The sequence below is a fragment of the Streptomyces sp. WM6378 genome (genome assembly GCF_001279695.1).
Lineage (GTDB): Bacteria > Actinomycetota > Actinomycetes > Streptomycetales > Streptomycetaceae > Streptomyces.
In genome coordinates, this window is the sequence record NZ_LGDD01000312.1 from 22,418 (window position 1) to 48,362 (window position 25,945).

Sequence of the window (25,945 nt, forward strand, 5' to 3'; positions counted from 1 at the left end):
GCGCGTTTGAGCCGCATGCGAACAAGGCGTCGAAGGGGATGTCCAGCATGCGTGAGATCGAGATCAAGCCTGTGCCCGTCCAGCGGGAAGAGCGCCGCACCGGTGCTTTCCTTCTCAAGTAACCCGAGGGGGGCGAGCCGACGCGGTATCTGCCGGTGCCAGCCCGCGCCCTTGGGCAGATCAGGGATCAGTCTCGTGAGTGGAGGAGTGGATGTGCGGCTGCACAACCACGTAGTGCACGGGCGGTTGAACGATCATCAGTTGCTGGGGCCGACCAGCACGGCCAGCCCCGCGATCAGTCCCACCACGATGAGATTGACGACCACGGCGTACAGGATGCACAGCCAGCCCACCAGGATGGCCAGCAGGGAGATCCAACGGCCGTCGAGCCCCCGCCGCTTGGCGCGCCACCGGCCCATGTGGCCCGAGACGATCGCGACGAGCGCGCACACGACCAGGAGGCTGAGGATCGCGGCAGAGTAGGTCACCGCCAGCCACCCGCCCATGACGGAGCCGCTGGCGTAGATGACGCTGCCAACGGCGGCGTAGACGCTCACCCGGGCCGGTCTGTTGCCTGGCAGCCAGGCCGCCTGGGAGGGATCCGTCGTCCGGGGTGTCGTGCTCATGAGGAGCGACGCTATCGGCCCGGAGGACAGGGCCGGCCGCCCCCCCTCCCGGCAGCCCGTACCGGCGCCCATGGACGCCACCTCAAGAAAGTTCCGGGCGGCTGTCGATTTCGCCACGCCCCGTTCGACGTGATGGTGAGCGGCACCTCGCCGCACAATGGCGCGACAGGACCTGACAGGAGATCCCATGGTTCAACTGCTGAGAGTCATGAACTTCAACGTGTCGAGCGACGGCATCGGTGCCGGTGAGCACCAGAGTCTTGAGCTGCCGTTCGGCCTTGTGCACCCCGAGAGGCTGTTCTCCTGGGCCGGAGCCACCGCGAGCTGGCCCATGCGCACGGATCCCGGCGGGAGCCGCGGCCTCGACGACTACTTCACGCGGGACTTCGCCCACAACATCGGCGCCGAGATCATGGGGCGCAACAAGTTCGGGCCCCAGCGCGGCCCGTGGCAGGACCACGAGTGGCAGGGCTGGTGGGGGCAGGAGCCGCCGTTCCGCACGCCTGTGTTCGTGATGACGCACCACCTGCGTCCGTCGTTCACGCTCTCCGACACCACGTTCCACTTCACCGATGCCGAGCCTGCCGCGGTCCTGAAGGAGGCGCGGGACGCGGCGCAGGGCAAGGACGTACGACTCGGCGGCGGGGTCACCACGATCCGCCAGTTCCTCGACGCCGGGCTCGTCGACACCCTGCACGTGGCCGTCTCGCCGTTCGAGCTCGGGTCCGGACTACGGCTCTGGGACTCACCCGACGACCTCCTCGACCGGTTCCACCTGGAGGTCGTACCGAGCCCCAGCGGCGTGCGGCACCACTTGTTCTGGAGGAGGTAACCCGGGGTTCAGGCCGGGCAGCGGCCGGCGGCTCGGTCTGTCGGCGACTCCGGCTCGCCCTCGATCACCGTGTCCGCGCGGACGGCCAGCTCTCGGATACGCGGATACGCAGATACGGGCGACCGGGAACACCGAAAACTCCGGGCTGCCGAAATGCGGGCAGAATTACGCAAGCGCAGTACGCGATACGCGATGCGCTCGTACGCATTCGGCCGAGCAATCCGCGCCCTCAATTTCTCTGCAACGGCACACCCTTTCGCGATCGCTGCACCAAAGAGCCTCACCGATGGATTCCTCCGCGTCAACGGTGAGGTGGAAGCCTGGGAGGTTGTGCCCGGCCGCGCCATCGCCCTGTGCCCGAAAGGGCAATTTCTGTTGCCCTCGCCACGGCATCACCGGTCGGCGGCCGGAACCTCGGGGCGGGGCGGGGGTGCGGCAGTACCTCGAAAATTCGCCAGCCCGGCAAGGCCGGTTCCGGCTGCGCGGCGCGCCGCCGGAACCGGCTTCAGGCGGCCTGCGTCAGCAGAGGGCGCAGGTCGTGCACGTGCGGAAACAGGTGCCCTCGCCGGAAATGGCACCTGCGACACCCTCCGACTCGACGTCCTGGATGGCGGTCTCGGTGAGGTCGATGTCGAAGAGGTCCGTCATGTTTTCGGACATGGGAATTCCTTCCTCTGGAACCTGTCGAATCGCCGCCATTTCGGCGACAGAAACGGAATCTAGGCAGCGGCGGTGGACACAGTCAAGGGGTTACGGAAAGGGATGGGCGGGGTTAGTGTGGCGAGGTATTCCCGAGGAAGAAGCCGGGAATTACCCAGTCCGTTTCACGGGGCATCAAGTTGGGGGGCGTGTCGGAGATGCGGCGTGGCCATGGCGTGGAACCGGTGTTTCGCTGCGCGGACGGAGTGTTGCTGAGGACGCCGCTCCTGGCCCGCTCCAGCGTGCGCGCCACCTGGTGGGACGCGGCGCGTGAGCGACCTGACGGGACCGGCCCGGAGGTCGGCGAACTCCGGGCCCACCTCGTGGAGTTGCTCGCCGACGCGCGTTTCCGCGAGGCGCTGGACGTCTCCAGTCCCTCACTCGCCCGTACGGTGGACGCCGTCCTCTCGGGCTCCCCCGTAGCCGCTTCCGATCTGCGCAAGGCCCATCGGGCCGTGACCCGATATCTGCTCCGGGCCGCGTCACGGCCCACCCCCTTCGGTCTGCTCGCGGGGGTGTTGTGGGGCTCGTTCGGCGCGGCCACCAAGGGGGAGCTCACCGGTGGGGGGCACCGGGCGGTGCGGCCCGACGCCGGGCGGCTGGCCCGGCTGGTCGCCCAGTGGGAGCGCGACCCCGCGGTGCACCGGGGACTGAGCGTGGTGGTGAACGGATTGTGCTTCGTGCGCGGCGGGCGTCTGGTCCTGCCGTTCGCCCCGGCCGCACCGGGTCCGGACGCGGCCGCTTCCGGTTCCGGTTCCGGCGGCGCGCCAGGAGACCGGCCCACGTCCCGGACGCTCCGCCACACTCCGGTCGTACGCGCCGTGGTCGAGGCCGCCGCTCGCCCCGTCCGCTGTGACGACCTGATCCGGGCGGTCGAAGCCCGGTTCCCCGGCGCACCCGATGGTGCCGTGGCCAGCCTTGTCGCCCAGCTGATCGGGGCGGAGGTACTGCTGACGGAGCTGCGTCCGCCGCTGGACGCTCCCGATCCGCTGGCACACGTCGAGGCGCTGCTCCCGCCCGGCACTCGCGCCGCCGAGTGGGTCGCCGAACTGCGCGTAGCCCTGGACCACTACCGCCGCACCCCACTCGGCGAGGGAAGTGCCGCCTGGCGCACGGCACTTGAGCGCGCGGCTTCGGGCCCCGAGCCGGTGCCGGGCACGGACGCGGCCTCGGGCCTTGGCCCGGCCGCGGGCCGCCCGGCCGTCTCGGCGGACGCCGTTCAAGTGGACCTGCGCCTGGAGGGCACCGCCGTGCTGTCGCACGCGGTGGCCGAGGAACTGGAGCGTGCGGGCGCCGCCCTGTGGCGCCTCTCGCCCCCGGGGCCGGGCCGGCTGACGGCATACCACCAGGATTTCGTGGAGCGGTACGGGCTCGGACGCCTCGTGCCCGTCAAGGAGGTCCTCGACCCCGACGTCGGCCTCGGCGCCCCGGCCGGCTACCGGCTGCCCCCGAGTCACCGCCCCGACGCGGGCCCCGCGCCCCTGGGGCCCGAGCGGCAGCGGTTGTTGCTGAGGCTCGCGGCCGAGGCGCAGGCGCGCGGGGCGCGCGAGGTCGTCCTAGACGAGGAATTACTGCTCCGGTTCGAGTCGGCCGACCGGGACGAGACGGCCGACGTCGTGCGGCCTCCGGCCCTCGAACTCGTCGTGTCGGTGGCCGCGGAGTCGGCCGGTGCGGTGGACCGGGGCGACTTCACCCTGGTGCTCGTCGGTGCGGCCACCGCGTCGGGCGGCCTGATGGGGCGGTTCGCCCACCTCTTCCCGCCCGCGCAGGCCGAGGCGATCCGGCGGACGGTGCGTGCCGCGCGCGAGTCCACCGGGCGGTTGCCCGTGCAGGTCCACCATCAGGCGTCGCACCACCGGCACGCCAACGTCGCCCAGGTACCGACCTGGCTGGACACGCGTCTGGTGGTCGGAGCGCACCCCGGCCCCGCCGCACCCGGCGTCACCGACCTCACGCTCGACTCCATCGCCGTCAGCGCCGACTCCGAGGGATTCCGGATCGTGTCCACGGAGCTGGGGCAGGAGCTCACTCCGTCGGCGCTCCACGTGCTCAACCGGGAGCTGACCGCACCCAACGCGGTGCGCTTCCTCGTCGAAGCCGCCGCGTTCGGCCGCAAGCAGTGGCGGCTGTGGGATTGGGGGGCCGCGGAGGACCTGCCGTTCCTGCCCGCCGTGCGCACCGGTCGCACCGTCCTGAGCCCGGCTCGCTGGCGGCTCGACGCGGACGGTCCGCCGCTCGACGCCTGGCGCACGCTCTGGCAGGTGCCCGACCACGTCCAGCTCTCCGTCGGCGACCACCGCATCCCGATCAACCTCGCCGTTCCGGCGCATCGGGAGATCCTGCGCCGCCAGAGCGAGCGGACGGGTTCGGCCCTCGTCCACGAGCTGCCCCTCGGCCACCTTGCCGACGGGGGCTGGCTGCACGGGCCCGGTGGCGCCCACGAGGTGGAGGCGGTGGTGACGCTGACGCCGCTGCGGCCGGAGCCGACCGCGGCCCCCGTGCGTACCACCCGCGCGACCGTGCGCCGCGGCACCGGCGAGATCCCGCCCGGCGGCCCGTGGCTCTACGCGACGCTCTACACCTCGGCGGAACGCCAGGACGAACTCCTGACCGGGCCGCTGCTCCGCTTCCTGACCGGGCCGGGTTCCGAGCCGGGCGGGCAGGAGGGCGTCGATCGCTGGTTCTTCCTGCGGTACGCGGATCCCGACCCGCACCTGCGGCTGCGGCTGCACGGCGACCCGGCGCTGCTCAACGGCGTCGTCCTGCCCCAACTGCATGATCTGGCCGGACAGTTGGCCGCCGAGGGGCTCGCCCGCGGGCTGCGTCTGGACAGCTACGCGCCCGAGACCGAACGCTACGGCGGTCCGGCGCTGCTCGAAGCCGCCGAAGAGGTATTCCACGCGGACAGCCGCCTCGTACTGGAGCGGCTCGGGGCTCCCGCGGACGACCCGATCCTGTCCACCGCCTACGACGTGACCGAACTGGTGCGGGCGTTCCAGCGCGGTTACGGCGGCGACTGGCGGGGCTGGCTCACCGGGACGTACCCCAAGCGGGAGGAGCACCACAAGGCGTTCGCCGCACGCAGGCGGGCGGCCCTCGCCCGGATCGCCCCGGACGGCCTGCCTGATCCGGTGGCGCAGCCGTACCACGCGGCGCCGGAGCGCTTCGGGCGGCTGGTGCGTGCACAGGAGGAGCGGGGCGCGCTGAGCGTCTCCCCCGACGGCGTGCTGGCCTCGCTCGTCCACATGCACTGCAACCGGCGCCTGGGCACGGACCGTACGGCCGAGGCGCGGACGCTGGCCGTGGCCCGTGGCGCGGTCCAGGCGCACCTCGACCGGGAAAGGGCCGGCGCATGACCGAGAACCTCGTCGTGGAGCTGGCCGAGCGCCTGGCCGATCCGGCGTCGCTGGCCGCGCGGGTGGCCGCCGCCGAAACCCCCGAGCTGGCCAGGACCCGCTCCCTGTGGCACGCCCAGTCCCTCGCGGACGGCCATGCCGGCGTGGGGCTGCTCTTCGCGGCGCTGGCCCACGGCGAGCCCGGGTACGCCAAGGTCGCGCACGCCCATCTGTCGGCGGCGGTCACCGGGGCACGCAGGCCTCTGCGGGAGGGGCTGTACGCGGGGCTGCCCGCGGTCGCCTTCGCGGCCCGCACCGCCGTCACGCGCCCCGGCGAGTACGGCGGCCTGCTGTCCCAACTGGACGCCCAGACAGCCCTGTTGGCGCGCAAGCTCGTCGAGGAGGACGCACCCCGGGTCGCGGCGGGGACGGCGGGAGCCTCGATGGCCGGGTACGACGTGGTGGCGGGCCTCTCCGGCCTCGGCCGCCTGCTGCTGGCGGCGGGGCCCGAACACCGGGGCACCACCGAACTGGTCCTGGCTCACCTCGTCGCACTCACCCGGCCCGTGACCGCCCCGGACGGCGGGCGGGTGCCGGGCTGGTGGACCGGTGATCCGATCCTGTACAGCGAGCCGGCCGGAATCCCCGGCGGGCACTTCAACGTCGGGCTCGCCCACGGCATCCCGGGTCCGCTCGCGCTGCTGTCCCTCGCCCACCGCGCGGGCGTGCGGGTACCGGGCCAGGAGCAGGCCATCCGCACCATCGCCGAGTGGCTCCTTGCCCGGCGCAGCCCGGACGGGGCGGGCTGGCCCAACGTGGTGCCGATGGCGGCCGAGTCCACTGCCGCCGCCGGTGGCCGGCCCGAGCTGGCCGAGGCCCGCACGGGCTGGTGCTACGGCACGCCCGGGGTGGCCCGCGCCCTCCAGCTGGCCGCGCTTGCGCTGAAGGAGCCCGAATGGAACCGCGAGGCGATCGGCGCGGTCGCCGCGGCCTGCCGGCCGGGAGGAGTCCCCGCCTTCGGCGATCCCACGCTGTGTCACGGCCTGGCGGGGTTCGCCACGATCGTGTCCCTGATGGCCCGAGAGCCCGGAGGCGCCGAACTGACCGTGCACGTAGCGGAGTTGACGGAGCGTCTGACATCTGCCGCCGATCCGGCCCATCCGTTCCTCTGGGCCGCGGTCGAACCCGGGCCCGGGGGCTCCGGCGTCGTGCACCGGCCCGGCTTCCTCGACGGCGCGGCGGGCGCGGCGCTCGCCCTGCACTTCACGACGACTCCGGACGCGCCGCGCGGCGAACTGCCTTGGGAGGCAGCCCTGTTGCTGTGCTGACGCGGTGACGCATAGGCCGGTCCCCGCGTGCACCAGCCGCGCTGCGTGGCGCGCAACCCCGCCTCGAAGCGGCTCCGGGCAACGAGCCGCTCCATCAGGGCCGCCATCGAGCGCCGTACCGTGCCGAGGGAGACGCCGATGCGCCGGCTAACGCCGCTGTTCATCGTCTCGCCGGCGGCTGCCCACCGAATCATCGACCGGCACAGCCCGCTCCTGGCCTTGCTCCGCGGCCAGCGGGAGGCCGACGACTTGCTGGTGCAGGGTGGCGAGGGAAGCGGCGAGGTGCCCCTGGCCGGTGGCGGTGGATCGAGGCGGGGTTTCGCCGGTGACGGCGAGGGCGTGTCGCCAGTAGCGCAGCGGGAACGAGCCGTGGTGCGCTGCGTGGCGGAACTGGGTGCGGAGGTGTGCACGGAACGCCGGGGTGTCGTCGTGGCCGCTGATGTCTCGCGCCGGCCTTTGCCACGAGCGAATTCCCGCTGCCCGGCGGGCCGGGCGCCGACGACCTGGGGCCGGACGGCAACCTCGCTGCGGGCCGGGCGCTGCTGGCGCGGGCCGGAACGCTCCAGGAAGAGGTCCTGACGCGGCTGCGCACCCGGCTCGGGCTGCCCGCCGCCGTGGGGCCGATGGAGGCAGAAAGGATCCGGCCGGTCTTCCACGGCTTCAGTCCGTTGGTGGTGCCGCGCCCGGCGGACTGGCCGTCCGAGGTCGAGGTGACGGGGTACTGGTGGCCTGCCCAGCCGCGAGGTTGGCGGCCCCCGGCCGAGCTTGTCGACTTCCTCCAGGCCGGTCCGCCCCCGGTGTTCATCGGGTTCGGCAGCATGGCACCGGGCCAGGGGGCACGCCTGGGCGAGCTGGTGGCGGCGGCAGTGGCTGGGGCGGGTGTGCGCGCGGTGGTGCAGGCGGGGTGGGCCGGCCTGAGCGCGGTCGGCGATGACGTCCTGCCGATCGGTGACCTCCCGCACGACTGGCTGTTCGCTCGCACGGCCGCCGTCGTGCACCACGCCGGGGCGGGCACCACCGCGGCCGGACTGCGCGCCGGGGTGCCCGCCGTGCCCGTACCCGTGATGGCCGACCAGCCGTTCTGGGCGGCCCGGCTGCACCGGCTCGGAGTCGCCCCGCGGCCGCTGCCGTTCCACGAGCTCACCGCCGAAGCCCTCGCCGAGGCGATCACAGCGTGCGTGGCCGATCCGGCCCACCGGCAGCGAGCGGTCGAACTCGCGCGCCGCATCGCCACGGAGGACGGCGCCGCCGCGGTACTGGCCCGCATCGGCATCGCGTGCGACGGATGAGACCGAGAACGCGAAGAGCAGCAACGCATGGAGCACTGTGCCCAAGGGAGAAGGACGCGCGCACGTGGACGGGCCACGGTGCACGCCGGGGCGGCGGTGGTTGTCACATGCGTGGACCGGGCGGTGTCTTCATGCCGAACAGCCCCACCAGGGGCGCATGGAAAGGAGAGACAGCATGACGCTGCGCCTACCGAAGGCCGAGCTCCCCGCCGAGCTCAAGGAGAACATGATCAAGCAGTTGGGCGTCGTGCCCGAGAACGTCGAGGTGCTGTGGCACAGCCCCCGAGTGACCCAGGACAACCTGGAGTTCGGAGCCAAGGTGGGCGCGTGGGACGCGGTCGACCCGGGCCTGAAGTCGTTCGCGCACATGGCCGTCGCGTCGCTGGTCGGCTGCAGTTGGTGCCTGGACGTCGGCTATTTCCAGGCGCAGAACGAGAACCTGGACCTGACCAAGGCGAGCCAGGTGCCGCGGTGGCGGGAGGCTGACGTGTTCACTGCGCTGGAGCGCGACGTCATGGGGTACGCCGAGGCGATGACCAACACCCCGCCGACCGTCACCGACGAGCAGTACGCCGCCCTGCTTGAGCGGCTCGGGCTGCCGGCCATGGTGGAGCTCACCTCGTTCATCGCCTACGTCAACCTGGCGACCAGGGCCAACGTGGCGAACGGGGTCACCTCGCAGGGCTTCTCCGACGCCTGCGAGATCCCGCTGGCCGACCGCCCGGCGACGAACGGCTCCACGGCATGACCGTGGAGCCGTTCGTCGCCCACCGCAGCCTGCTGTTCACCGTCGCCTACGAGATGCTCGGCTCCGCGGCCGACGCGGAGGACGTACTGCAGGAGACCTGGCTGAGGTGGGCCGACGTCGACCGGTCACAGGTCCACGAGCCGCGGGCGTACCTCGTCCGGGCCGTCACCCGGCAGGCACTCAACCGCATACGCACACTCTCCCGCCGCCGCGAGGACTATGTGGGCGAGTGGCTGCCGGAACCCCTGCTGACCCACCCCGACGTCGCCGACGACGTCGAACTCTCGGAAAGCGTCTCCATCGCGATGCTGACCGTCCTGGAAACGCTCGGCCCCACGGAGCGGGCCGTGTTCGTGCTCCGCGAGGTCTTCGACGTCCCGTACGACGAGGTCGCCGAGGCCGTGGGCAAGACCCCCGCCGCGGTTCGGCAGATCGCCCGGCGGGCCCGGAACCACATCGCCGCTCGGCAGTCACGCGTCAGCGTGAGCCGGTCGGAGCACAACGCCGTGGTGGCCCGGTTCGTCACCGCGCTGCACACCGGGCGCATCCAGGACCTGATGGAGATCATGGCGCCGGACGTGGTCTTCATCGCTGACGGCGGCGGGCTTGCCGGCGCCGCACTGGTCCCCATCCACGGGGCCGGCCTCGTGGCGACGATGCTCGCCGGCACCGACCGGGCCGCCTTCGAGACCACGGCGGTGTGGCTCAACGGCGCCCTGGCGATCCGGATCGAATCCGACAGCGGGCAGGCCGCGGTCAGCCTCGTGGTCGAGAACGGATGCATCACCCGGATCTATGCGACATCGAACCCGGAGAAGCTGACGCGACTCGACAAACCCGCCGACCTCACCAGGTAGACCGAGGCGCGGGTGTTCCGGGCACGACGCACCCGGAACACCCGCGCCGCGGCGGCTTCAGTGGAGGACCATCACTGGCCGCAAGGAGAAGTCACGGGCCTATCCCGAGGCGATCGGAGCTGACCGGACGCCCTGCCCGGGGCAGGCAACGTACGCCTCCAAACCTCAACTGGCATGTGGATGCTGCGAGTTGCTGTTCGGCGTCCGGCCCGGGCGGCTGGCTGGTGGCCGACCGGCGCCCCGGTCTGGTCGCCACGGTCGTCACCTTCGAGCCGATGGGGCCGCCGTTCGCATCGACACCGGGCATCGGAACGCCGGCCTGGGGGCTGACCGCTGCCCCGGTCGCCTACGACCTGCCTCGCGTCACCCCTGCCGAGGCCCGCGCGGCCGAACCTGCCTCGCTGCGCATGCCGGCTCTGGCCCTGCCGGTGGCGGTGGTCACCGGTGAGACAGCGGTGCTCGCGACGTACGCGCCCACCGTCGACGCCCAGCCCCGCTTCGCCGCGCCGCAGCCAACCCCCGTGCAAACAGGGGGGTTACCTCCCCTTGAGAGGGTGCCCTGCACCCGTGGCCTTTCCTGCGGGCGCGAGAACACTGGCACTTGTCCAGCTGAGCACCACAGGGAGAGGCCAACCGCAATGACCGAGTACGTACCGCAGCGGCGTCGCCGCCGTCCGGTGGCGTTGGCCTTGGCACTGGCCGCCGTCCTCGTCGCGTCGACGGCAGCCGGCGCGACGGCCGCCGCGGCCATCAACCCCGAGCCGACGGCCCGCGGCCACGCGGAGGCGACCGCCAGAACTCGCCTGGCCGAGGCGGTCCAGCGGGCCGTGGACACCGGCGCGCCAGGCGTGATCATTCGGGTCGACGACGGACGCGGGCACCCGGTCGCGCTCGCCCGGCAGGCGCCTTGGACCAGGGCCAACGACAAGATCGCGGCGACGAGCGCGTTCCGCATGGGGTCCAACTCCAAGACGATGGTCGCCACGCTGGTCCTGCAACTGGTCGCCGAACACCGCCTCGCGCTGAGCGACCCGTTGGACAAATGGCTGCCCGGCCTGGTCCCCGACGGGTCGGCGATCACCCTGAAGATGCTCCTCAACCACACCAGCGGATTGTTCAACTACCTCGACGACCCGGCTGTCCTGGCGGCATTCGTCGGCCAGGACACCCGCCAGTGGACCCCGCGCGAACTGCTCGCCGCAGGAGTCGGAAACCCTCCGCTGTTCGCGCCGGGTGCGCGGTTCTCGTACAGCAACACCAACTACATCGCTCTCGGCCTCGTCCTCGAAAAGGTCACCGGGCAGAGCCTGGCCGTACTGATCGAGCAGCGGATCGCCCAGCCCCTGGGCCTCACGCACACCTACCTGGCCGTCGGGGAGCACCGGGACGCTCGACTCACCCGCGGTTACGAACCCGACGCCGCTCACCTCGCCCCGTACCTGCCTCCGGGCACCCCGCCCGGCACCGCGTTCGCGGGCACCCCTCGCGGTGAGCACGTCGACACCACGTGGAACAACACGAGCACACTGTGGGCGGCGGGCGCGGTGGTGTCCACCGCCGCCGACTGGGCCCGCTTCGACGCTGCCCTCATGTCCGGGAAGCTGCTGCCCCGGGCCCAGTTGGACCAGATGCGCACCACCGTGCCCGAGGACCCCGAGGCGCCGGACGGCAACGGTTACGGACTCGGCCTGCGCAGAGTCGTCTTCCCGTGCGGCACCGTGTGGGGCCACGACGGGCAGGCCGCCGGGTACTCCAGCGAGACCTACACCGACACCACCGGCCGACGCAGCGTCTCCGTGCTCACCTCCACCATCTTCGGCATCGCCCCGCCGAAGGCCGCCGCCGCGCACCAGGCACTGGTGAACACCGCGGTATGCGCGATGCTCAACAAGCCCACCCCGCCGACGACTTCGCCGGCCGGCTGACCCAGCGATACGCCCCCGGAGCCGGGCGGGCCGGGACGATGCGGTGCCGGCGGCCGGTGCGCGGCCGGGAAGTCACCAGCGGGTGATGCCCATCGTTCGCGCTGCGTCGTGGATGGCGATGTAGTGGTAGGGCGTCATGCCCGACTGCTTCCTGGGGGCGTTGCGGTCGTTGTGCCGGAATTCGTCGCGTGCACAGGCCAGGAGGCTGGTGCCGTACCGGACCGGTACGGAGGTGACGCCGTGGGCGGGATGGGACTTGGCCGCGGTCTGGCTGCCGGCCACGGCCAGGATGCTCCGGGCCTGGTTGTACGCGCCGGCGCCGATCCGGGCCGGGTCGGCCGGCCCCCTGGGGGCGAGCGTGTCAAAGCACGGCACCTTCGTCGGCTGGTCGGCCTGGGAGTTGGAGGCGACGGCCGGGGAGACGGCCACGGCGAGGGCCGCGGCTGCTACGGCGCCGGCCAGCGTGGTACGCAGAGCGTGCTTCATGATGGTGAGTCCTCGCATTCGTGGATGACGGCGATACGAGTTCGCGAAGGCGGATCGCCGGTTCGGGCGGCCAGGATGTCGACGGAGTCGCCTGTCGGCACAGCCGTCTCCTCGTCGTCCTGGACATGACCTAAGCCTGCGGGAGCGGCGGGAGCGGGAAAAGGGACGCGGTTATCCAGGGACCGGCGCTCCCTGGATACGGACTGGATGCGCGTGCGGGTGCGGAGGACCCTGGAGGCATGGACCGAGCCGAACTCGCCGACTTCCTGCGCCGCGCCCGCACCCGCCTGTCCCCCTGCGACGTGGGCCTGCGCGCGGGACCCCGGCGCCGCACCCCGGGCCTGCGCCGCGAGGAAGTCGCCCAGCTCACCGGAATGTCCACCGACTACTACACACGCCTGGAACAGCGCCGCGGCTCCCACCCCTCGCGGCAGATGCTCACCGCCCTCGCCCGAGCCCTGCGCCTCACCGACGTCGAACGCGACCACCTGTTCCACCTCGCGGGCCAGGAACCGCCCCGGCCCGGCGGCTCCTTGGACCACATCCGCCCTGGACTGCTGCTGATCCTGGACCGGCTGCACGACCTCCCGGCGGCGGTGCTGAGCGACTGGGGCGAGGTCCTCGCGCAGAACACCATGTCGGTGGCCCTGAGCGGCGACTACACAGGAGCGAACGTGATCCACCGCTGGTTCACGGCTCCCGACACGCGGTCCCTGACCCCGCCCGAGGACCACCAGGCGCACGGCAGCGCCTTCGTCGCGAACCTGCGCGCGGTCACCGCCGCCCGCCCCGACGACCCCGGCCCGGCCGCCCTGGTGTCCCAACTCCGCGCGACATCAAGGGAGTTCGAGGAACTCTGGCAGTCACACAACGTCGTGGCACACCGCCCCTCACCCAAGCGCATCCTGCACCCCGTGGTCGGAGCCCTCGACCTCGACTGCGAAGGACTCCTCTCCGACGACCACGGCCAGCGTCTCGTAGTGCACTCGGCACGCCCGGGCACCCAGACCTACGAACGGCTCGAACTGCTCCGGGTCATCGGCCTCCAGGACCTGACCCCCAGCCCGTAGCAGAGACATGTACCGCATCAGACGTACCTGGTGGTGCTATCACGTGAGCACGGCTGTTTCCTGCGGCCCGCAGTTGCTCGATGGAGACCCGGCTGATGCCGAAGCGCTCCGTTGACCTGAAGGCAGTCCGCCGCACTGTGGGGCTCCCCAGCTTTCGGCGGGCCCGATTTCAGGGGATTCGGCTCGCATGACGACCGACGAAAGCAGTTTGGCCGCGTTTCTGCGTTCACGCCGGGAGCGGCTCAAGCCGGAGCAGGTGGGCCTGGCCTCTCATGGCCGGCGGCGCACTCCGGGGCTGCGCCGCGGGGAGCTGGCCACGCTCGCCGGGCTGAGCGTCGAGTATCTCGAACGCCTGGAGCAGGGCCGGGACACCAACCCGTCCGGTGCGGTGCTGACGGCGCTGGCTGACGCGTTGCACCTGTCCGTCGAGGAGAAGCAGCACCTCGCACTCCTGGCGATGAGGCAGCACAGCGCCACGCTCCTTCCCGCTCCCCCCCGGTCGGCGATGATCCGCGCCCCGGCGTGCGCGACCTCCTGGACGGTTCGTGCAGCCGGCGTTCAGCCGGGACGTCATCGCACCCGGCGAGGGTGACCTTGCCACGGGAGCCGCGCTCGTCCCGACTGCCCAGACACCAGCCGCTGTTGGCCATGCTCTGGATGCGGACCGCGTTGTCGGACGGGCTGACCTGGTTTCCCGCAGTGGTGAGCCAGTTCGCGGTCACGGCCGCAGGCTCGTCCCACCACCGTGCGCCGGGAACGTCGTCGAGAGGCTGCCCGGGTTGGCGAAGCCGCACCGCTGGGCGACCTGCCCGATGGTGAGGTCGGTCTCGGTGAGCAGCCGTTGCGCGCGCTCGATGCGCAGCCGGGTGAGAAACCGGTGCGGCGTCTGTCCGGTGGCGTCCCGGAGCACCCGGATGAAGTGGTGCACGCCCGCGGCGAGTTCGGTGAGCGTCAGCGGATCGGCCAGGCGGTCCCGCATCACCGCGATGCCGGCGCGCACGGCACCGCGCTCGACGCAACGGTCTCACTTGGCGGGTTCCTTGGCCACGGGCGCCGCCGAGACCGGGACGGGCGTCCCGTTCTGCGGCTGCCAGCCGGGGTCGCGGAACACCCGGCCGACCCGCTCGCTCCAGCTGCGGGCCAGCTTGATGTCCTTGGCGATGGCCATGTACTCGTGCGAGGCGACCTTCAGCGGGTTGTACGTCCGGATGTTCTTGGTCAGCCCGTAAACGGGCCGCTCGGTCTCCGCGACGAACGATCCGAAAAGCCGGTCCCAGATGATGAGGACCCCGCCGTAATTGCGGTCCAGATAGCTGCCCTGGGACGCGTGGTGCACACGGTGGTGCGACGGCGTATTGAAGACGAACTCAAACCATCGGGGCATTTTGTCGATGCGCTCGGTGTGCACCCAGAACTGATAGGCGAGGTTCAGGGAGTTGCAGAATGCCAGCACCGCCGGGTGCACACCGACGGCGACCATCGGCAGGAAGAAGAACCCTACGGTGAACGTCATCCAGGGTTGGCGCAGCGCGGTGGTCAGATTGAACTTCCGGCTGGAGTGGTGGACGACATGGCAGGCCCACAGGATCCGGATGACGTGGTGGCTCCGGTGGGACCAGTAGGAGAGGAAGTCCTGCGCGAGCAGCAAAAGCGGAAGGGTCCACCACAGTAACGGCACGCGCAGCGGCGTCAGTTCGTAGACGACGCCGTAGATCGCGACATCCTGGAACTTCCACAGGAAACCGAAGAAGAGACTGCCGAGCCCCATGCTGACACTGGTCGCCGCGTCCTTGGCTTCGTATCCGGCGTCCTCCTCGTCGGGATGCAGCCGGACGAGGATGATTTCGACGACGGTGAGCAACGCGAAGGCAGGTATGGACCAGATGACGACATCGGGGAGGTTTGACATGGACAGGAATGATAGGCCGCCCTCCAATTCAGAAGTTGACGCCTGTTGCCTGGTGGGCGCCCGGTATTGCTGCCGCAGGCCCGGGGATCTCGGAGCCCGCGATGGCGGTGAGTGCTTGGGCCGTCGAGGTCCGGTACAGGGTCGGTGCGACACCGGCGAGAGGCTGTGGCCCGACGAGGGCGGTGCGGGTTCCGGCGCCGTGGCCGGCCTCGATGTCACAGACGGAGTCGCCGACCATCCACGAGGAGGACAGGTCACAGCCGAGGTCGCCGGCGGCCTGGTGGAGCATTCCGGGGGCGGGCTTGCGACAGGAACAGGCGATGGAGAACCGCGGCACGGTGCCGCCCGGATGGTGCGGGCACAGGTAGATCCCGTCCAGCTGGACCCGGTGGCGGGCCAGGAGTTCCCGCAGCCGCCGGTGCATCGGTGCGATGGCGACCTCGTCGATCAGGCCGCGGGCCAGTCCGCTCTGGTTGGTGACCACGATCAGGGCGAAACCGTAGCGCTGGAGCGCGCGCAGCGGTGGCCCGATGTCCGCCTGGAGTACCAGGTCCTCGGGGCGGGACGGGTAGTGCCGGGGTTCGGTGAGGGTGCCGTCGCGGTCGAGGAACACCGCGGGCCGCCGAAGCGCTCCGGTGTGCGCCGGGGTGGTCATGCCGCTGCACGGGTGCCGAAGGCGTGGAAGGGTTCGGGCTCTTGGGTCTCCGTCCTCTGAAAGGAGACTGCGGGTAGGGCGGTTGCTGATGTGCGAACGAGCTCGCGGCTTGGCGTCATCACGGGTCATTCCTTGGCCGGACGGACGAACACGGGTACGGGACGAGCAACTGGCCAGGGGGACAGAGGCCCTCAGGCCGTTCCCTCGGGTGCGCTCAGTGGCGGGGCATGGCGAACGGCCGGGCTGATGGTCGCGCAGACCGCCGTGACGACCATGATGGTGGTGAGGGCGACGACGGCACCGTTGGGGCCCACGGCGGTCAGCAGCAGTCCGGCGCCGAGCGAACCGACGGGCATGACGCCCCAGGCGAGGGTCATCGCGGCACTGGTGACCCGGCCCAGGATCTCGTTGGGGACCAGGAGTGCGGTGTAGCTGAAGATCACTACGTTCCACATGGGTCCGATGAACGAGGTGGCCGCGCCGATCACCCCGATCTGCAGGGGGTCGGTGGTGAACAGGAAGAGCGGCAGGAGCGCGGCCCAGATCCAGTTGACCCCGATGATGACCATTTTGGGCGTGAAGTGACGGTGGGCTCTGGTGGCCACCAGAGCGCCGACGAGTCCGCCGCCGGAGTAGATGCCGAGCATGGTTCCGATGGCGCCGGGGGTCGCACCGTGGCGTTGGGCGAGGACGACGACGGTCAGCACGAGCGCCTGGAAGACCAGGTTGGTGGCGGTGATCAGCAGGACCGCCGTGCGGATGAGCGGGTGGCGCCAGATCCAGCGCAGTCCTGTCAGGGTCGCCTGCCACAGCGGCTCGGCCGGCGCGGTCGTCTTGCTCTGCAGGTCCTTGCGGAGGAACAGCAGCGCGACGGAGGCGGCGGCGTAGGAGATCGCATCGGCCAGGAAGGGCAGGGCGCGGTCGATTCCGAAGAGCAGGCCGCCGAGCGGTCCCCCGGCCAGGGCGGCGCCCCGGCTGCGGGCTTCGTTCTGGGCCACGGCCGCGGGCAGCAGGACGGCCGGCACGATCCTGGGCAGGGCGGCCGTCTCCGCCAGGCTGAAGAACACGAAGCACAGCCCTTGGACGAACGCGACCACGATGAGCTGAGCGACCGTCAGCAGCCCCAGCCACAGGGCGACCGGAACGGTGGACAGAGCGAGACCGGCCAGGATCTCGCTGGTCAGCAGGATCCGGTGGCGGTTGTACCGGTCCACGAGCGGCCCGGCCGGTAAGTAGGCGACGAGAAAGGGCAGAGTACCGGCGGCTCCGACGAGGCCCGCGTCGGCGGGCGAGCCGGTCGTGGCCAGGACGAGCAGCGGCATCGCTGTCGCGCTGATCCGGGCGCCGAGGGTGGAGACGACCTGACCGCTCCAGAGCGTGACGAAGTCTCGGTTGCGCCACAGTGACGGCTCGGCGGCCGTGGTGGTCACGACGCCTCCGTCGGGTCGGGGGTGCTGGCGGTTGAGCACAGCGGGTACTCCTCGTAGCTCGGCGCACGTGGTTGCCGCTCAGCCGCGGCGCGAGGGTCCCTTCCGGTCATGGGTGGGACGGCGCGTGAACTTTGATCACGTCGCGCAGGTACGCGGCTGCCCCGGCCGTCTCGGCCAGGAGAATCGACGGCACGCAGTGTGGTTCGAGCGTGAGGTACCCGTCGTAGCCCGCGGTCGCCAGGCTTGTGATCATCGCCGGCCAGTCCAGTTCCCCGGTGCCGAGAGACGCGGTGTCGTAGGCCCTGCCGTGATCGGTAAAGCGGATCCAGCCGTCGTGCGGGGTCTCCTCCGACGCTCGGCACACGTCCTTCACGTGGGCGTAGCGCACCCACGGCAGGAGCAGGGGCAATGCGTCGCGGGCCGGGGAGACCGCCGCGCAGAGGAAGTTCGCGGCATCGAAGTTCAGGCCGAACCAGGGCGAGTCGACCCGGGCGAACAGCTCCGCCAACGCTGTCGGCCGTCTGCTGATGTCGGACCCGACCGGGTCCCATCCGAACGCGTCGAACTCGTTCTCCAGCACGACCACCACGTTCTCCGACCCGGCACGGTCGAGGACCGGCGCCAGCGCGCGGGCGTATGCCGCGATCGCACGCCGGTCGTCGACCAGCGGCGCGTGACCGAAGTAGGTGTTCACCCGGTCGCTGCCGGTCCGTGCCGCAAGCGCGATCGCCTCGTGGAGAAGCGAGACGCCGTCCGCTTCGCCGGCGCCGTACAGCTGGCTGGGGGTCGACACGCACGCTATCCGCAGCCCGGCACGGTCGAGTTTTCGGAGCGCGGCGTCGACACCGTCCCGCACGGCGTTCTTCGGATACCAGAATTCCACCGCGTCGCACTGAGCGGACCTGGCCATTTCGATCAGGCCGTCCACGCCGTCGGTGTCCGTGAACTCGGTGCCGGACACCGCGATCGACATTCCTCGCATGGGGACTTCCTCTCATCTGGCTGCTTCGGGTACGTGTCACCCGGCGAGGATCGCTCCAAGTCGCTTGCTGAGCGCGAGCGTTGTCATCGATGGATTCGCCGCCCCGGTGCGTGGCATGACCGACGGACCACACGCGTACAGACCCGGTACGGCGGTGAACTGGTGCTCCTCGTCGAGGACTTCGCCGAAGGCCAGGGTGCCCGCCTCGTGTTGCTCGGAGCCGAGCGGGAAGCTGTAGGTGAGCGGCGTCGGTGTGCGGACCGCTGTCAGCCGGTCGGCCAGGTCGGGCGAGCCGTGCCGCGGCGAGAAGTGAAGCTCGTCGGCCGGCGCTCCGGTCAACTGCGCCATTTCGACCCACAGTTCTGCGAGCAGGTGTCGCTGAGCGGCGAGCACCGGCTCATCGCCCGCTTCGAGTGGGGCGTGCACGGTCGTCGGCCAGGGCCATTCGCCGTGACCGTCGCACCGCACCTGGCTGTGCGGGCCCCGGCGCTGTTCGCCCATGGTCCAACTGTCCAGGTTTACCGTGCCGTTGGCCCCTTCGGTGAAGCGCACGAACTGGTTGGACCGGGTACTGGCCGTACCGCTCCGGTGGTAGACGTGGCCCTCGTGAGCAGCCGCCCGGACGGCATCGGGAAGCCGTTCGGGATCGGTGAAGGCGACCGTGAACCCTTGTGAGATCTTGTCGACGAGTCCGGGCAGCTCCCGCGGTGTGGCGGCGTCCGAGGCGGCCAAGGCCTGGATCGCGAGACGGCTGTTCACGACCGTACCGGCTGCCAGCACCACCCGGTTCGCCCTCAGGTCACGCAGCTCACCGTCCTCGGTGCGGACCCGCACGCCAGTCGCCCTGCCGTGTTCGACCCGGACTCCCGCGACGTCGTGGCCGGCGAGGATCGGCACACGGCGCACCCCCGGATCGCCGTCGTCGTCCCACCACGCGAGTGGGCTGAACGCGCTCCACCCTCCGGCGGGTTCCGTGCGGGTGGCGTGCGGCGTGCGGTCGAACTCCATCGCGCCAAGGGTCAGCCCGGGTGCCCCAGGAGGCTCGGCGCCCCACCCGACCACGTCGTCGACGACCCGCTGGTACAGCGACGGCCCGCCGTCCCACGTCTCGGTCAGTTCGGTGACGACCGCTTCCGGCCACTGCTCGGTAAGGGCCCAGCGCTCGATGGGCAGCAGTACGCCACCCCAGTAGAGCGAGCGGCCGCCGACCCGTCGACGCAGGCCGGCCAGGTCGCGGTAGGACCCGTTGGCTGTCTGGTACGGACGGCGGAAGTCGGGGTCGGTCTCCGGATGCAGCCAGAGCCGGAGCGCCTCGGCCGAGGAGTATGCGTTCTGGATATGGGTGCGGCCCCGGTCGGGCCCGGCCTCCAGTACGGCCACCGAACCCCGGCCCCGTCGGCCGAGTTCGGCCGCCGTTGCGAGGCCGGCCATTCCGGCGCCGACCACGAGTGTCTCCACCTCGGCCAACGGTTCCACTGACACCCCACGGTTGTTCGTAGTCTGATGTGTTGTCATCCGGCAGTGAGGCGACCGCCCGGGCGGCGCGAATCGGGGGCGTTGTCACGCCCGGCGCGGTTGCTCCCGGCTCGCCGTCATGGTGGGCGCGCGGCTGCTGGGCAGTTCGAGTTTGTAGGCGTAGGCGCCGCGGGTCAGATCGAAGGTGTCCGTGCCCTGGGCGGCGAGTTCGGTCACCATCGCGGCCGTCAGCAGATGCCCCGGCGAGTCACGGCCGTGGCCCAGGTGGTAGGCCGAACGGTAGGCGTAGTACGTACGCTCGTGCCAGAAGCCGAACCATCCGGCGAGCAGGGTTTCGTCCAGCCACAACTCGTGTATGCGCGCGGCACTGGACGGCTCGGCCGCGACGGCGGCGTACGTCCGGTCGACCGCGCCTCCGTCGAACGGCGCCACCGCGTCGGGCCGGTGACGCCACTGCTGCGTATGCAGCTCGATGAAGGCCGGCAGCCGGGCGACGACCCGCTCCGCGGTGTCCGCGCAGGTGAGCCGGAGCTTGCCGAGTCGCTCGATGCGGCGGCGCTTTCGCCGCATGTCCCGCCGCTCGCTGACACGTCGGACGATGTCGGGGTCGGTGAGGTCGAGGCGGAACACCGTGTCCGACGGCCAGGACGTGGCTCCCAACTCGGACACGGCGCGCAGCAGCGGTCCGTCGGCGATGAGGTTGCTCAGCTCCAGCCGGGCGCCGAACTCCCGCTGACAGCGGTCGATCGCCTCGGCAAGACCCTCGATGTCGGGCTCGGGTCCGGTGGGTGGCGCGTCGCCCACCTCCGCGACCTCGTTGTAGTCGGCCCACGGCCAGGACAAGGGGCGCAGGAGCGCCGTGCCACCGTCCTGGTGCAACTGCAGGCCGACCACCAGGGTGGGCCGGTCGCCGCGCGCCATGTGGACCAGCACCGGGGTCGTGCCCTCCGCTTCCGCCGCCTCACGAATCCACGCCCGCCACCAGCCGCACGTCTGGAAAGGCGTCCGCGCCGAGAGCCGGTGCGCGTCCAGGAAATCCGTCGCGGCCCGCGCACCGTACTCGAAGGCGACGGCATTCATCCGGTGCGTCCCTTCCACCGCGACGCCTGCTCGCCACAGGTCGGCAGAGCCGTCTCGGATGCGGAGCCGGGGTCCCGTGCCACCCTCATGACGCCGCCTTGGCCACGTCCTCCACCGTGGTCCTGAACAGCCGCGCCGCGGCCTCGATCGTGTCGTCGTCGGCGGTCACGTCGATGCCCACTCCGCTGCCGAGGTAGGAGTCGACCACCCCGACACTCAACGCGATGCTGCGGCTGAGCAGGTCGTCCGTGCGCGGGAGGCTGCCCGGTGGATACGACCGGCGCGAGACGGCGCGATCCGGCCTGCGCCTCCTGGAGTCCGTCGGATCAAGGAGATCCGGCCGCAGCTGCGTCATGTTGGCGTAGTTGTGTTTGCCCGACTGGCTCAGAGTGATCGTGCCCAGTCGGGCGGCCACCTCGCCGGCGATGGCCGCGGACGTGAACGTGTACGCCAGCACCGTGGCGCAGTCGCCGTCCGGGTCGTGCAGTCGGCGGCGCGTCGCGCCGGGCAGGTCGCCGATCGCGTCCGCGAACGTGTCCCGGTTGGCCCGCAACGTCCGCAGGGTGTCCGGCAGTTTGCGCACCTGGGCGAGTGCGAACGCGCCGGTCAGCTCATGCATCCGCAGATTCAGGCCGAACAGCGGTGGCCCGTCGGTGACGCCCTGCCGCAACGGCGCGGCGCCGTGGTCGTGCAGGGCGAACGCCGTCTCGTACAGATCGTCGTCGTCGGTGAGCAGCACGCCGCCGTCGCCCGCCGTGAAGGTCTTGAAGACGTTGAGGCTGAACGCGCCGAATCCACCGACCGTCCCCAGGTGCCGACCGCGATACGTGCCACCACCGGCCTGCGCGCAGTCCTCCACGAGCAGCAGCCCGTGCTCACGTGTGACGGCGTCCAGGGCATCGAGGTCGCACGGCGCTCCGAGCATGTGGACGGCGATCACCGCCTTCGTCCGCGAGGTGATCTTCGAAGCCACGTCAGCCGGATCGAGCAGCAGGCTCTCGTCGATCTCGGCGAGCACCGGCTCGGCCCCGGTGTGGGCGACCGCGGCTATCGAGGCGATGAAGGTGTAGCCCGGCACGATCACCTCGTCGCCCGGACCGATGCCCGCGGCGAGCAGCCCGGCGTACAGAGCACTGGTGCAGCTGTTCATGCCCAGGCAGTGGCGTGCACCGGTCAGGGCGCGGAATTCCTGCTCGAACCGTGACACCTTCGATGGCGGTGCGGACGCGTCGTGGTCGTCGAAGCGGTACCGGCTCAGCTCTCGCTCACGTACGACGCTCAGCAGCTCGGCTTCTTCTTCCGGGCCTATTCGGGAAACTCCTGGTCCTGCCATGGCGATCCCTCCTTTCGTCCGAGTCTGTCCTGTTACCTGTGGCCGACCGCGGTGTGCGGCGGCTGGGGCGACTTGTCGGCCAGGTCGCTCGGGACCAGGTCCATCAGGAGCGCGTCCCGCCAGGCGCCGTGGTGGCGTTCGTACGCCCTCATCCGGCCGACGTGCCGGAATCCCACCTTCTCCAGGCATCGCACAGCGGCCCCGTTGTCGGCATTGGGCGCGGCGGTGATGCGGTGTCCGTCGGCGGCGAAGACCGACCCGGCGAACAGTCTCAACGCCCGTGTCCCGATCTCCCGGCCCCGGTCGGCCGCTTCGGACACCGCCAGCGCCTCGACCCGGATGTGTTCGAACTCCGCGTCGGCCTCCGTGCGGTACTCAAGGAAGCCGACGGGACGCTTGTGTTCGAGCATCACCAGGCAGCGTTCGTGCTGGAATTTGCTGAGCACCCCGTCGGTCGGCTCCAGCGCCCGCCACGCCAGCACCTCGCTGTCGCCGAACGTTCGGCGGAACAGCTCGATGTCCTCCGGTATCGCGCGTCGCAACCCGATACCGCTCTCGTCGACCTGGTCGTCCTCGACGACGGCGGCACCGGGTCGTGCCGCTGCCTGCTCACCGGCCTCGATCAACTCCTCAAGGAGGTCGACCAGTTCGGCGGCGTTCTCCGGCCGCGGGTCCGGCACGACGCGGCACGTGGGCGCCGCGAACGCCTCGGCGGTCAGGAACGGGTGGTTGCCCAGGACCAGCAGCGGGCGTCCCGTGTCCAGGGCGAGACCGATCTCGGTGAGCGTGCCGTAGCGGCCCTCGAACGCGATCATGCCGTCGCCGCACCAGTTGAGGATGTTGCTCCGGGCCAGGTCCATCGACGTGGGCAGGGCCCAGGTGGTTCCGTCCTCGGCGTCGGACAGCCGGTTCCACTTCAGCAGCGCGAGTGTGTCGCCGCCGACCGCCTGGCAGCCCTTGTTGGCCGCGGCCGCCACGCCACCCTCGCCGCCGCTGACCAGACCGTAGCCGCGCCGTGCGAGCTCTTCGCCGATCCTCTCCGCCAGGCGCAGGACGTCGGCTCCCGCATTGCCGGGCCGGCCACCGAGAACCGCGATCGCGCGCCGACGGCTCATTTGACCACCTTCTGGTTACTCAATTGCCGCATACTCCACTCCAGTTGGTCCAGCTCGATCAGCACGTCGGCCGGGCGCACATCGGCCGCGCACGGGGCGGGACAGCCGGTGTAGTAGCGGCGGCAGGTGCCGTTCGGCTTCATGTAGGAACAAGACAGCGCGAAGGCGCTCTGCACGACCCGCGAGACCTCCGGGGCCGCCATCGGTGACCAGATGTCACCGTCGGTCGCCAGGTACAGGGTGACCACCGGGCAGCCCAGGGCGGCCGCCAGGTGTACGGCCAGCGTGTCGTTGCTGACCAGCACGTCCAGCCCGGCGATCCAGTCACGGAGAGCTTCCAGCGCGTGCAGGAACACCGTGTCGGTGACGCCGGGCACCGAGGACAGCCGTCGTGCCAGTGCCTGCTCGTCCGCTCCGAGGCCGACCGCGACTTCGACGTTCAGTCCCCGGTCGTCCAGCCGCGTGATCAGGGTCGACCAGTCATCCGCAGGCCAGCGTTTGACGGCGGCGCTGGCACCGACGTAGCAACCGACCACACCGGGACGTGGTTGTCGCCGGTCGGCGAGCCAGGCCGGGCGGTTCAGGTCGACGGGGACGTCGTGCGCGCGCAGGAGACTGGCGGCCTGCTCACCGAACGGCAGCCGCTGTGGCCGGTCTCCCAGTTCGTGCAGATCCCAGCACTCGACTCCCCTTTTCGTCGCCTCCGCCCGGAACTCGAAGTAGTTTCCGTCCTCTTCGGCGGACTCCATTCTGAGGTTGACGACCAGTTCCACACCGTTGCGATCGATGAAGTTCCACAGTTCCTCCCGGTGGATCGGCAGGAAACGTCGCCACAGCGTCGGGAAAGTCCCGGAAGCACCATGCATGCCGACCGCCGTACGCACCCATTCGGTGTCGAGTGCGATGTTCGGTGCCATGAAGTAGCGCCATCCCGGATGACACCGCTCGAACGCCGCCAGGAGTGGTGCCGCGATGATTCCGTTGCCCACGCCTTCGTTTATGACGGCCATTGCCGTACGCATTCTTGCCCTTCCAAGTCAGCGTCCACGGACCGGTCGATGGCCGGCCCACCCGGCTCGTGCGAGCGCGGCCGTCGTCAGTCGCGTTCCGCCGACGCGGCATGGATGACGCGCCGGCTACCGGCTCCCGGTCGAGCACCCAGACGGCTGAGGAGCCGGGGGTTGCCGAGGCGGTCCAGATAGCCCGGCTCGGTGTGCGCCCGCTCGATGCCGGGACGCAGGTCCAGGAGGTAACGCACCGAGTCGACTTCCTTGCAGCCGACTCCCAGCTTTTCCGCGAGCCGGACATAGAGTTTCCGCGCGGCATTGTTGTCCGGCTCGGTCTCGCCTTCGGCGAACTCATAGCCGCGCCGCATCGACTCGACGAACGCCGCGGCCACCAGGAGTGCCCCGATGCCCAGGCTGCCACGAAGGGACTCGGTCACATAGACGTCGTGCACATACGCCACTTTGTCGGCGAACTGAAGGTTCGGAATGGGATCGACCATCGCCAGGCCCACGGCGACCCCGTCTTCGACGGCCATGATCTGGAAGGTCGCCTCAAGGCCGACAATGCCCTCGAAGAAGGTGCGGGTACTGGGCAGGTCGACCTTCTTTCCGCAGTCGTGCTGCTGCTCGACAATGAGAGGCATGAGCATGTCCAGTTGGTCCTTGCTCACCACGACCGTCTCAATACTCACGTGATCTCCATCCCTGCGGTCATTCCATCGATCGGCTGGATCCGTGCCCCGGCTGACGTGCCTTCAGCTACGGTCGTTCGTGTTTTTGAAATGCAGATACAGCTCATGGGCAGCGCTCCGTAGCTCGGCCGGGCCCGGCCGGGGCCGCGTCGGGAGCGATGCGTCCAGAGCTGACATGTCAGCGCAGGTCCAGTACTGGTACCGGCCGATGTGGGGGTTCGGGACCAGTCGCACGTTCAGCGGCGCCTCCGCGAACTCCGAACACCAGCGGAGCAGTTCGGCGAAGCTCGTCGCGTGGCCCGATCCGAGGTTGAAGATCCCGGAGGGCGCCGCGGGATCAGCCATGAGGACACAGGTCTGCGCGACCGTGGCGACGGGAACGTAGTCCCGGCACGCCTCCAAGGTGTCGGCGAAGACCGTGAGCGGTTCCTGCCGCGCGGTGGCGAGGAGCAGTTGGCCGATGATGGAGGCCATCGACTTCTTGTGCCGCTCCCCCGTGCCGAAGACGTTGGTGAACCGCAGTCCCGCCCATCCCGGTCCGCCGTCGACGCCGAACCGGGTGGTCATGTGCGTGTCGAACGAGGCCTTTGAACGGGCGTACGCGTTCAGCGGGCCGGAGCACGCGGAGGATCCCAGTGCGGCTTCCGGCAGCGGCCGCCGCTCGGCGATCTCTCCGTAGACGCTGGACGAGGACGCGTAGACGAACCGTGTGCCGCTGCGCTCGCAGCACTCCGCCAGCGCCGCCGGCCCGGTGACGTTCGCCTGCTCAAGGGCCTGCCGGTTCTCCTCGACCGTGCTGCTGATCGCGCCGAGGTGCACCACAGCGGTGAACCGGCCGTCGTCCACCGCGTGGAGGATCGCCGGGTCGTCGAAGGAACCGGTGTGGACGGTGGTGTCCCGGCACAGGTCAGGTGGCGGCGTGGTGAGGTCCACCGTGGTCACCCGGTACCCGGCGTTCAGACAGGCCCGTGCCACGTGCCTGCCGATGAAACCGGCCGCTCCGGTGACGAGCACGCTTCGTTGGCTCATGCCTGCCGCCCTTGTGGTCCGGGCCGCGTGACCGGACGTGGG

The 25,945-nt window shown here is 70.7% G+C and carries 24 protein-coding genes; 9 read left to right on the top strand and 15 right to left on the bottom strand.

Annotation, left to right across the window (positions count from 1 at the left end; genetic code table 11):
• Positions 1 to 257: 257 nt before the first annotated feature.
• Positions 258 to 626 (bottom strand): hypothetical protein, encoded by a 369-nt coding sequence (locus ADK54_RS30890; protein WP_063802086.1) that lies wholly within the window; start codon positions 624 to 626, stop codon positions 258 to 260.
• Between the two features lie 187 nt (positions 627 to 813).
• On the opposite strand from ADK54_RS30890, the gene ADK54_RS30895 reads away from it, so the two are divergent.
• Positions 814 to 1,458 carry a dihydrofolate reductase family protein gene (locus tag ADK54_RS30895; RefSeq protein WP_053729058.1) on the top strand — a complete coding sequence of 215 codons (645 nt, stop codon included), beginning with the start codon at positions 814 to 816 and terminating at the stop codon, positions 1,456 to 1,458.
• A 519-nt stretch (positions 1,459 to 1,977) separates the two neighbouring features.
• On the opposite strand, the gene ADK54_RS46370 is transcribed toward ADK54_RS30895, so the two are convergent.
• Positions 1,978 to 2,118 (bottom strand): hypothetical protein, encoded by a 141-nt coding sequence (locus ADK54_RS46370; RefSeq protein WP_159047949.1) that lies wholly within the window; start codon positions 2,116 to 2,118, stop codon positions 1,978 to 1,980.
• A 248-nt stretch (positions 2,119 to 2,366) separates the two neighbouring features.
• Between ADK54_RS46370 and ADK54_RS30900 the strand changes: the two genes are divergently transcribed.
• The 6 genes from ADK54_RS30900 to ADK54_RS30925 all read left to right on the top strand — a co-directional run bounded on the left by ADK54_RS30900 (position 2,367) and on the right by ADK54_RS30925 (position 11,639).
• Positions 2,367 to 5,513 carry a lantibiotic dehydratase gene (locus ADK54_RS30900; protein ID WP_159047950.1) on the top strand — a complete coding sequence of 1,049 codons (3,147 nt, stop codon included), beginning with the start codon at positions 2,367 to 2,369 and terminating at the stop codon, positions 5,511 to 5,513.
• A complete protein-coding gene (locus ADK54_RS30905; RefSeq protein WP_053729060.1) occupies positions 5,510 to 6,820 on the top strand; it encodes a lanthionine synthetase C family protein in 1,311 nt (436 codons plus the stop codon). The genes ADK54_RS30900 and ADK54_RS30905 overlap by 4 nt, the downstream gene beginning before the upstream one ends.
• Before the next feature lie 623 nt (positions 6,821 to 7,443).
• A complete protein-coding gene (locus ADK54_RS30910; RefSeq protein ID WP_107090660.1) occupies positions 7,444 to 8,109 on the top strand; it encodes a glycosyltransferase in 666 nt (221 codons plus the stop codon).
• Positions 8,110 to 8,284: 175 nt separating this feature from the next.
• A complete protein-coding gene (locus tag ADK54_RS30915) occupies positions 8,285 to 8,857 on the top strand; it encodes a carboxymuconolactone decarboxylase family protein (RefSeq protein ID WP_053729061.1) in 573 nt (190 codons plus the stop codon).
• Positions 8,854 to 9,714 carry an RNA polymerase sigma-70 factor gene (locus ADK54_RS30920; RefSeq protein ID WP_053729062.1) on the top strand — a complete coding sequence of 287 codons (861 nt, stop codon included), beginning with the start codon at positions 8,854 to 8,856 and terminating at the stop codon, positions 9,712 to 9,714. Before ADK54_RS30915 ends, ADK54_RS30920 begins: the two co-directional genes overlap by 4 nt.
• 638 nt (positions 9,715 to 10,352) lie before the next feature.
• Positions 10,353 to 11,639, top strand: a complete 1,287-nt coding sequence (locus ADK54_RS30925) for a serine hydrolase domain-containing protein (RefSeq protein WP_053729063.1) — start codon at positions 10,353 to 10,355, stop codon at positions 11,637 to 11,639.
• 72 nt (positions 11,640 to 11,711) lie between these two features.
• Here the strand turns inward: ADK54_RS30925 and ADK54_RS46905 are convergent, their stop codons facing one another.
• Complete coding sequence (locus tag ADK54_RS46905; RefSeq protein WP_199827066.1) at positions 11,712 to 12,125, bottom strand: hypothetical protein; 414 nt, start codon at positions 12,123 to 12,125, stop codon at positions 11,712 to 11,714.
• A 239-nt stretch (positions 12,126 to 12,364) separates the two neighbouring features.
• Between ADK54_RS46905 and ADK54_RS30935 the strand changes: the two genes are divergently transcribed.
• Both ADK54_RS30935 and ADK54_RS48930 read left to right on the top strand, forming a co-directional pair.
• Positions 12,365 to 13,195, top strand: a complete 831-nt coding sequence (locus tag ADK54_RS30935) for a helix-turn-helix transcriptional regulator (protein WP_053729064.1) — start codon at positions 12,365 to 12,367, stop codon at positions 13,193 to 13,195.
• A gap of 187 nt (positions 13,196 to 13,382) precedes the next feature.
• Positions 13,383 to 13,787 carry a helix-turn-helix domain-containing protein gene (locus ADK54_RS48930; RefSeq protein WP_053729065.1) on the top strand — a complete coding sequence of 135 codons (405 nt, stop codon included), beginning with the start codon at positions 13,383 to 13,385 and terminating at the stop codon, positions 13,785 to 13,787.
• 126 nt (positions 13,788 to 13,913) lie between these two features.
• Here ADK54_RS48930 and ADK54_RS30945 read toward each other — a convergent pair whose 3' ends face one another.
• The 12 genes from ADK54_RS30945 to ADK54_RS31000 form a co-directional block, all read right to left on the bottom strand.
• On the bottom strand, positions 13,914 to 14,195 hold the full coding sequence (locus ADK54_RS30945) for a helix-turn-helix domain-containing protein (protein ID WP_053729066.1): 282 nt from the start codon (positions 14,193 to 14,195) through the stop codon (positions 13,914 to 13,916).
• Between the two features lie 24 nt (positions 14,196 to 14,219).
• Positions 14,220 to 15,104, bottom strand: a complete 885-nt coding sequence (locus ADK54_RS30950; RefSeq protein ID WP_053729067.1) for a sterol desaturase family protein — start codon at positions 15,102 to 15,104, stop codon at positions 14,220 to 14,222.
• Positions 15,105 to 15,132: 28 nt separating this feature from the next.
• Positions 15,133 to 15,759 (bottom strand): D-glycero-alpha-D-manno-heptose-1,7-bisphosphate 7-phosphatase, encoded by a 627-nt coding sequence (locus ADK54_RS30955; RefSeq protein WP_053729068.1) that lies wholly within the window; start codon positions 15,757 to 15,759, stop codon positions 15,133 to 15,135.
• Positions 15,760 to 15,950: 191 nt separating this feature from the next.
• Positions 15,951 to 17,189, bottom strand: a complete 1,239-nt coding sequence (locus ADK54_RS30960; RefSeq protein WP_053729082.1) for an MFS transporter — start codon at positions 17,187 to 17,189, stop codon at positions 15,951 to 15,953.
• 106 nt (positions 17,190 to 17,295) lie between these two features.
• Complete coding sequence (locus ADK54_RS30965; protein WP_078966766.1) at positions 17,296 to 18,171, bottom strand: sugar phosphate isomerase/epimerase family protein; 876 nt, start codon at positions 18,169 to 18,171, stop codon at positions 17,296 to 17,298.
• Between the two features lie 36 nt (positions 18,172 to 18,207).
• Positions 18,208 to 19,629, bottom strand: a complete 1,422-nt coding sequence (locus ADK54_RS30970) for an FAD-dependent oxidoreductase (protein ID WP_159047951.1) — start codon at positions 19,627 to 19,629, stop codon at positions 18,208 to 18,210.
• Positions 19,630 to 19,731: 102 nt separating this feature from the next.
• On the bottom strand, positions 19,732 to 20,727 hold the full coding sequence (locus ADK54_RS30975; protein WP_053729071.1) for a GNAT family N-acetyltransferase: 996 nt from the start codon (positions 20,725 to 20,727) through the stop codon (positions 19,732 to 19,734).
• A gap of 85 nt (positions 20,728 to 20,812) precedes the next feature.
• Positions 20,813 to 22,060: a DegT/DnrJ/EryC1/StrS family aminotransferase gene (locus ADK54_RS30980; protein ID WP_053729072.1), complete on the bottom strand. Its 1,248-nt coding sequence runs from the start codon at positions 22,058 to 22,060 to the stop codon at positions 20,813 to 20,815.
• 32 nt (positions 22,061 to 22,092) lie between these two features.
• Positions 22,093 to 23,175: a GNAT family N-acetyltransferase gene (locus tag ADK54_RS30985; RefSeq protein WP_053729073.1), complete on the bottom strand. Its 1,083-nt coding sequence runs from the start codon at positions 23,173 to 23,175 to the stop codon at positions 22,093 to 22,095.
• Positions 23,172 to 24,185, bottom strand: a complete 1,014-nt coding sequence (locus ADK54_RS30990; protein WP_053729074.1) for a glycosyltransferase family 9 protein — start codon at positions 24,183 to 24,185, stop codon at positions 23,172 to 23,174. The genes ADK54_RS30985 and ADK54_RS30990 overlap by 4 nt, the downstream gene beginning before the upstream one ends.
• Positions 24,186 to 24,271: 86 nt before the next feature.
• Entirely contained in the window at positions 24,272 to 24,874 is a 603-nt protein-coding gene (locus ADK54_RS30995; RefSeq protein ID WP_159047952.1) for a GNAT family N-acetyltransferase, read from the bottom strand.
• Positions 24,875 to 24,937: 63 nt separating this feature from the next.
• Positions 24,938 to 25,903 carry an NAD-dependent epimerase/dehydratase family protein gene (locus ADK54_RS31000; RefSeq protein ID WP_078966769.1) on the bottom strand — a complete coding sequence of 322 codons (966 nt, stop codon included), beginning with the start codon at positions 25,901 to 25,903 and terminating at the stop codon, positions 24,938 to 24,940.
• Positions 25,904 to 25,945: the final 42 nt, after the last annotated feature.